The sequence below is a fragment of the Pseudomonas nicosulfuronedens genome (assembly GCF_005877905.1).
In the GTDB taxonomy this organism is placed as follows: Bacteria; Pseudomonadota; Gammaproteobacteria; order Pseudomonadales; family Pseudomonadaceae; genus Pseudomonas; species Pseudomonas nicosulfuronedens.
In genome coordinates this window covers 1-7,314 of the sequence record NZ_SWDV01000076.1, presented here as the reverse complement: position 1 = coordinate 7,314, position 7,314 = coordinate 1, and the positions used below count along the sequence as shown (strand labels likewise).

Below are 7,314 nucleotides of genomic sequence, written 5' to 3'. Positions count from 1 at the left end.
ACAAGGTCACCTGGCACCAACGTCACAGATCCAGGAGGCCGTCGAATTTCCTGCCACCCAGGTCAGCTTTTGTTGAATTTGCCCCACTCCTCTAGGTGTTTTTTGAGCTATCGAGCTTCGAGCACAACTGAACGACCTCGTCTGCCCACGCCTGCATCATTCCACGACGCTGCTCGAGGTACTGAGCGTGGTTGTAGGTATCGCGGATTTCATCTTTGTCGCTGTGCGCAAGCTGACGCTCAATCCAATCACGGTTATAGCCACGGCTGTTCAGCTCAGTGCTGAGCAAGTGGCGGAACCCGTGGCCGGTTTGTCTTCCGGCATAACCGATCGTGCTCAAAGCTTTGTTCACTGTGTTCTCGCTCAGTGGGCGGCTAGTGTTGGCCTTGCCCGCAAACGCCAAGACATAACGTCCCGTGATTGCATGCTGAGCGCGCAGCAGCTCTACCGCCTGGGTGGGCAGCGGAATAATGTGAGGACGGCGGGCCTTCATACGAGCAGCCGGCACCGTCCAAACCGCAGCATCCAAGTCGAACTCACTCCAGGGTGCTTGGCGTAACTCACCCGGACGTGCGCCGGTGAGGAGCAGTAAGCGAATGGCAATCTTGGTGGAAACATCGCAAGAAGCACTGGAGAGTAAATCCAGTAGCTCTGGGATTTCAGCGAGCGGGATGTGCGGGTGATGCCTCGCCGGAGGCGTATGCGCCGCCACCACATCAAGATCAGTTGCAGGATTCGTTTCGACAACTCCGCGGGCCAGACCGAACCTGAAAATCTGGTTCAACCACTGGCGGACCTTGCCGGCGACGTTCATTGCCCCGCGACCCTCCACCCTCCTCACCAGATCGACCAAATCAGGCCTGCTGATCTCTGTAACGGGGCGCTTGCCAATTGCGGGGATGATGTCCTTATCGAGGTACGCCCGAGCTTTCTGCACGGTGGCTTCCGCCCAGCGAGGCGCGCTGTAAGCGTGCCACTCGTCGGCAAGCATTTCGAAGGTGTAGGTGGCAGCCTCAAGCGCACGCTTCTGAGCTTGTTTGTGGTGAGAGGGGTCAACCCCCGAAGCGACCTGCGATCGCGCCGCATCGCGCAGCTCTCGCGCCCTGGCCAGGGTTATCGACGGATAGGCGCCGAGACTGATCATCTTGGGCTTGCCGGCAAAGCGATAACGAAAGCGCCATAGTTTGCTTCCGTTGGGCGTGATCTCAAGGCTCAAGCCCAGCGTGTCTGAGACGCGGTAGAGCTTTTCCCTTGGCTTAGCTGTGCGAGCAGCGGTATCTGTAAGCGGCACGGCGCGCTCCAGGTGCCACGTGCGGCGCCGCTTCGAACGCCGCACGTGAGTAGAACGATGAGAAAGATAGATCCTTACTCACAAATCTACTCACAAAGCTCCGGGCTTTCAACGAAACGGTCGGGTCTTTTGGGCACAAAAAAGCCGGGGAAAACCCCGGCTAGTCTGGATCTCCGTGACGTCTTGGAAACGCTCGGAAAGAATAAGTGGTGCCCGGAGCCGGACTCGAACCGGCACGCCCAAAGGGCGAGAGATTTTAAGTCTCCTGCGTCTACCGATTTCGCCATCCGGGCGGTAGCGCGTTGCAGTATTGCCGGGATGATCCCGGAAAGGGCTGGACTATATACAGCCCCATTCCCCCTGCGCAAGTTGCTGAAACTCGCAATCCCTGCAGCGGGCTGTTAAAGAAAAAGCCCTGTAAATCTTCGATTTACAGGGCTTTTCTATTGGAGGCTGAGGTCGGAATCGAACCGGCGTTCACGGATTTGCAATCCGGTGCATAACCACTCTGCTACTCAGCCATAACACGGATGACTCAAGGCGAATCATCAAAATCTGGAGCGGGAAACGAGACTCGAACTCGCGACCCCGACCTTGGCAAGGTCGTGCTCTACCAACTGAGCTATTCCCGCATTGTCGTGTTGACGGGCGCCATTCTAACGATTTGGAAATGCCTGTCAACTCCTTGATTCAAAAAAACTTATTTCTCTTTTGGGGTGGCGTTCAGGTGCGGCCAGGCCGCCAGCAGATAATGCAGCATCGACCACAGCGTGAGGATGGCAGCAACGATCAACAGCGCATAGCCAACCAGGACCCAGAAGGTCATCAACGGTGGATTGGCCAGGAGAATCACCAGCGCCAGCATCTGTGCCGCGGTCTTCCATTTCCCCAGGTTGGACACAGCGACATGCGCCCTCGCCCCAATCTCCGCCATCCACTCGCGCAGTGCCGAGACCACGATCTCGCGGCCAATAATGATGGCCGCCGGCAACGTCAGCCACAGGTTTGCGTGCTCCTCCACCAACAATACCAATGCAGTGGCGACCATCAGCTTGTCCGCTACGGGGTCGAGGAACGCCCCAAAAGGAGTGCTCTGCCCCAGTCGACGAGCCAGGTAGCCATCCAGCCAGTCAGTGGCGGCAGCAAGGGCGAACACAGCGCTGGCAGCCAGGTGACTGGCCGGGAACGGGAGATAGAACAGCAGGATGAAGATCGGAATGAGCAGAACGCGGAGCAGTGTGAGCAGGTTCGGGATATTCATCGGGTCGGAAGGTCTGCGAGTTGAGCCGGCATTCTACTCGCTGTGCAGTGCAGCATAAATCTGCTCTGCCAGCTTTTTGCTGATACCGGGGGCCTTGGCAATTTCATCGATACTGGCTCTGCCCAGCTCCTGCAACCCGCCGAAATGCTTGAGCAGGTCGCGCCGGCGCTTGGGCCCAACGCCAGCGACGTCTTCTAATGTCGAGGTGCGTCGAGCCTTGCCCCGCCGAGCACGGTGGCCAGTGATCGCAAAGCGGTGCGCTTCATCGCGAATCTGCTGGATCAGGTGCAGCGCGGGCGAGTCGGCGGGCAAGGTGAACTCGTGCTCGGCGTCATTGAGGTACAGCGTTTCCAGGCCAGGCTTACGGGTGACGCCCTTGGCAACGCCAAGAAGCGTCAGACCCACAACCGCCAGTTCCTGGAGCACTTCCTGGGCCATCGCCAGCTGCCCCTTGCCGCCATCGACCAGAAGGATATCGGGCATCTTGCCTTCGCCCTCCTTCAGGCGACTGAAACGGCGGGTCAGCGCCTGGTGCATGGCAGCGTAATCGTCGCCGCCGGTGATGCCTTCGATATTGAAGCGACGGTAGTCCGACTTCAGTGCGCCTTCCGGGCCGAAGACCACGCAGGAAGCCACAGTTGCCTCGCCGCTGGAGTGACTGATGTCGAAGCATTCGAGCCTCTGCGGCGGCTCGGGCAGATCCAGCGCCTCGCCCAACGCATCGAAACGCGCCGCCATATGCTGGCGGTTCGCGAGGCGGGCGGCCAGTGCCTGCTCGGCATTGGTCACCGCCAACTGCTGCCAGCGCGCACGAGTGCCGCGGACTCGCGGGGTGATTTCCAGCAGTCGGCCACGGGACTCCTCGATGGCCAAAGCGAGGATCGGAAAGTCTTCATGCACGGCATTGACGATCAACTCGTTCGGCAGATCGCGCTCGTGATGACTGAGGTAGTACTGCCCGAGGAAGGCCAGCAGGACATCGCCCACCTCCTCCTCGATCGCCACCTGCGGGAAGAAGTTCTTGCTGCCCAGTACCCGCCCGCCGCGCACGCTAATCAGGTGCACGCAGGCACCGCCGGGAGTGACGATGGCCGCCACCACATCGACGTTACCTGTGCCGAACTCCATGCTCTGCTGGTCCTGCACGCGGCGCAGGATCTGCACCTGGTCGCGCAACTCCGCTGCCTTCTCGAAGTCCAGGCGCATCGCCGCCTGCTCCATGCTGGCAGACAGTTCCTCGGCCAGTACATTGCTGCGCCCTTCGAGGAACATGATCGAGTGGCGCACGTCTTCGGCGTATTCCTCCTCGCTCACCAGCCCGACACATGGGGCCTTGCAGCGCTTGATCTGGTATTGCAGGCATGGGCGCGTGCGGTTGCGGTAGTAGCTGTCCTCGCACTGGCGCACGAAAAAGGCCTTCTGCAGCAGCGCGAGGCTTTCGCGAATAGCCCCAGCGCTCGGGTATGGACCGAAGTAACGCCCCTTGGCCTTCTTCGCACCACGATGGATGGTCAGGCGCGGGAATGGGTCCTCAGTCGACAGGAAGACGTAGGGATACGACTTATCATCGCGCAGCAGAATATTGTAAGGCGGCCGCCACTCCTTGATCAGCGTCTGCTCGAGCAGCAGCGCCTCGGTCTCGTTGGCCGTGATGGTGGTCTCGACCTGGGCAATCTTCGCTACCAGGGCAGCCGTCTTCGGCGCCAGGCCGGACTTGCGGAAATAACTGGAGAGGCGCTTCTTGAGGTCCTTTGCCTTACCGACATACAGCAACTTGGCCTCGGCATCGAACATTCGATAAACGCCCGGCCGCCCACTGCAGGTGGCCAGAAAAGCCGCCGAATCGAACGGTTGCGCCATGATCAGTTGCTGGCGTCGACCATGCCGTGCCGGACAGCCAGCAACGCCAGCTCGACGTCACTGGTGATCGAGAGTTTCTCGAAGATGCGGTAGCGGTAGGTATTCACGGTCTTGGGCGACAGGCACAGCTTGTCCGAGATGCTCTGCACTTTGTGGCAGTTGGCAATCATCAACGCGATCTGAATCTCACGCTCGGACAATGTGTCGAACGGCGATGCGTTTCTTTCCGGCTCGAAGGATTTCAGCGCAAGGTTCTGGGCGATCTGTGGGCTGATATAGCGCTGGCCGGCAAAGACCTGGCGAATCGCCTGGACCATCTCGTCCAGGGCAGCGCCCTTGGTGAGGTAGCCGGCCGCGCCAGCTTGCATCAGGCGAGTCGGGAACGGGTCTTCTTCACACACCGTCACCACCACGACACGCACGTCGGGCTGGCTGCGCAGCAGTTTTCGGGTGGCTTCGAGGCCGCCGATGCCGGGCATCTTCACGTCCATCAGCACTACGTCCGGCTTGAGCTCGCGCGCCAACTGCAGGCCTCGCTCGCCGGAGTCGGCCTGCCCGACGACCTGCAGGCCGTCGATATCAGCCAGCATGCGGGTAATTCCGGTGCGCACCAGATCGTGATCATCGACCACCAGCACCTTAATCACGCAGCACCCCTTGAACAGAATGGAATGACGAGCCCCCGAAAAGAGACTCCGAACAATTGCCGAACCTTAACAGAAAGCGGCTCTACGACCTAGCTTGGAAGCGGTTCGCCAAAATGCAAGCGCCAGAGAAATGCGGCGCAGCGGGATAAATGCTGACAGATGCCTGCCGGGCCGTCTAGGACGGCCGTACAGCGAACTTTCTGACAGGAACGATCGACGTCAATGGTGAGGCAGTTGATCGACAGGCCGGAGCGATCAGTCTCCACCGCCGAAGTCGCATCCACCGCCCGAGTTAGTATCGGCACCGCCGCAAACGCTGGTGTACTCGCCCCCTCGGAACGAATCGTAGCTATCTACTGCGTCAAGCGTTTAGTGGGGGCTGTCATTCCGATTGACTCCGCTTGCGCGACGCCCCTTGCGCAATGTCAGCCAAGTAAGACCTGTAATCAGCAGAACGCCAAGGAAAACCAATATCCCTGCCACAGCCTGACTCCCTGACGATGGACCTCAGGCTTCGACGGCATCCAGCAGGGCCCAAGGCTTGTAGCCGGCGGTGCGCGCCGCCTTTTCCGCGTCCAGGATCGCCTCGGTGCGACTCAGCGAACGAGAACGATGCTCGAAGCGAAATGCGGGCCCGCTCTCTGCGCGCACACTGAGAACAATCAGATATCCCCGCATGGGGTTGCTGACTTCCCGAGTGGTTTTCACTTGCTTCGGAGCAACGCCCAGCGCTTCGCGCATCTGCCGCTCGAGATCTTCGACTTGGTTCATTCAGGATTTTCCGGAGGGTGGTACTTGAAGTTTAACCGAGCGCAACAACGTCCTACAGAATCATCTATCGGGACGACTGGCTTTTCTGACGTCGTTCAACTTGTGCCATTCATTCGCAATGAACACGACGCCTAACTGGAAGGAAACCCTACAAGCGATGCTTCATCGCCAGAAACGCAAAAGCCCCGCAGCGCGGGGCTTTCAACGTTGTAATAGTGGCGGAAGCGTAGAGATTCGAACTCTAGGAAAGTTGCCCGTCGACGGTTTCAAGCCTGTCTTACAAGTGTTGTATTCGCGCGAATCCGCGTTCCGATTCTAACAGAAACAAGCTTCACAAGAGGCTCGGTACTGTCGCACGCGACGGAAGCCATCGGCCACGCGCGGGCCCTTACCCTGCTGCTGCCCAGCATGGGCGAAGCCTTCAAGCTCAACAGCATGCCGATCTGGGTGCAGCCTGTGACCGTATAGCGCTAAGCGTTTCACAAGCTCAGCAGTAGGCAGGAGAATACCCGCGCCACGGGGCGCGGGGAATACTTCAGTGGCGCGGTACAACAGCGCCAGGAGGATCAGTTCGATACGTTAGCCGGAGAAACCTCAATTCCGTATAGGGCAACGCCGAGCTGACGATTGTCCTGCCCCATCCCGACGCTGGCTGGCGAAATGGGCTTCTCGATCTGCAAAATGATCTGGATCGGTTTGCCTATTCCGGCCGGACTGATTTCGACTTTCTGCCGTCCTATAGCCATAGTGAATTCAACCGCGCACTGCTCTATACCATCGGCCGAAACGATTACGCGTTGATGCGAATCCGGCACTGGAACGAAGGCGCCCAGGTCAAGGGCAACATGGCTCCCAGCGGGCAGCGGGGGCAGGTTGATCGTGGCCCGACTGCCTACCGACCAAGTAAATGACTCATCAGGAGCAGTCCAACCGCTGCCCAGCAGGTAATCGGAGAAAAGATCACGATCTTTCTTCAACGTAAGCGCCCCTGACGCCAGGGCGAACGGCGGCGCGTACTCAAAGAACGAAATGCCGCCCAAGTCGATTTCCGGAACTCGTGCTCCGCCTTCCACTGATCGACGGACGACAAGTCGCTTGCTGTTGGCAAGTTCTTCAGGAGAGCACTGCAGTTGCTTGGTGAACGAGATGTGCCAATTCTTGTTTATGCAGAAAATACTTTCACCCTGACGCTTTGCATTGACCCCAATACCGACCACCATCGCCCACACATGCGACCAGTCATTCGAGTCATCGAGATCCAAAACAATGCGACCACCGCTTCCTTTTATCCTAGAAAGATCCTGATTAATCTCAACGACCTGCTCCCCGTGATATCGCTCCATGCGATACGGAGGTTTTATAATTATCGTGTAGCTCACGAAAAATGCAGCAATAGAGGCAATCACACCAAGAAACGCCACGCACCAATTATTGCTGAAGAACTGCATTAAGAAAACAACCAATGCTATAGCCAGTGTGGATGG

General features: G+C 58.6%; 6 protein-coding genes and 3 tRNA genes. All 9 read right to left on the bottom strand.

What is annotated here, in order from left to right; translation table 11 throughout:
* Positions 1-91: 91 nt before the first annotated feature.
* Positions 92-1,291, bottom strand: coding sequence for a tyrosine-type recombinase/integrase (locus tag FAS41_RS30050; protein ID WP_138526913.1), 1,200 nt, complete (start codon positions 1,289-1,291; stop codon positions 92-94).
* A gap of 207 nt (positions 1,292-1,498) precedes the next feature.
* Positions 1,499-1,584, bottom strand: a tRNA-Leu gene (locus FAS41_RS30045).
* 154 nt (positions 1,585-1,738) lie between these two features.
* A tRNA-Cys gene (locus FAS41_RS30040) sits at positions 1,739-1,812 on the bottom strand.
* A gap of 35 nt (positions 1,813-1,847) precedes the next feature.
* Positions 1,848-1,923: transfer RNA gene (locus FAS41_RS30035), tRNA-Gly, on the bottom strand.
* Positions 1,924-1,991: 68 nt separating this feature from the next.
* Positions 1,992-2,552, bottom strand: a complete 561-nt coding sequence (pgsA, locus tag FAS41_RS30030) for a CDP-diacylglycerol--glycerol-3-phosphate 3-phosphatidyltransferase (RefSeq protein ID WP_138526912.1) — start codon at positions 2,550-2,552, stop codon at positions 1,992-1,994.
* Positions 2,553-2,585: 33 nt separating this feature from the next.
* The gene (gene uvrC / locus FAS41_RS30025; RefSeq protein WP_138526911.1) at positions 2,586-4,412 is read right to left on the bottom strand and encodes an excinuclease ABC subunit UvrC; all 1,827 of its coding nucleotides are present in this window, start codon (positions 4,410-4,412) and stop codon (positions 2,586-2,588) included.
* 2 nt (positions 4,413-4,414) lie between these two features.
* Positions 4,415-5,059 (bottom strand): response regulator transcription factor GacA, encoded by a 645-nt coding sequence (gacA, locus tag FAS41_RS30020; protein WP_017517075.1) that lies wholly within the window; start codon positions 5,057-5,059, stop codon positions 4,415-4,417.
* A 507-nt stretch (positions 5,060-5,566) separates the two neighbouring features.
* On the bottom strand, positions 5,567-5,830 hold the full coding sequence (locus tag FAS41_RS30015; protein WP_246084973.1) for a hypothetical protein: 264 nt from the start codon (positions 5,828-5,830) through the stop codon (positions 5,567-5,569).
* Positions 5,831-6,396: 566 nt separating this feature from the next.
* A partial coding sequence (locus FAS41_RS30955) for a hypothetical protein (protein WP_218939146.1) occupies positions 6,397-7,314 on the bottom strand: 918 nt, incomplete at its 5' end.

What these genes read in the sequence shown, in the direction of transcription:
- pgsA (WP_138526912.1), bottom strand. Translation starts at nt 2,552, where the DNA reads ATGAATATCCCGAACCTGCTCACACTGCTCCGCGTTCTGCTCATTCCG.
- uvrC (WP_138526911.1), bottom strand. Translation starts at nt 4,412, where the DNA reads ATGGCGCAACCGTTCGATTCGGCGGCTTTTCTGGCCACCTGCAGTGGG.
- FAS41_RS30015 (WP_246084973.1), bottom strand. Translation starts at nt 5,830, where the DNA reads ATGAACCAAGTCGAAGATCTCGAGCGGCAGATGCGCGAAGCGCTGGGC.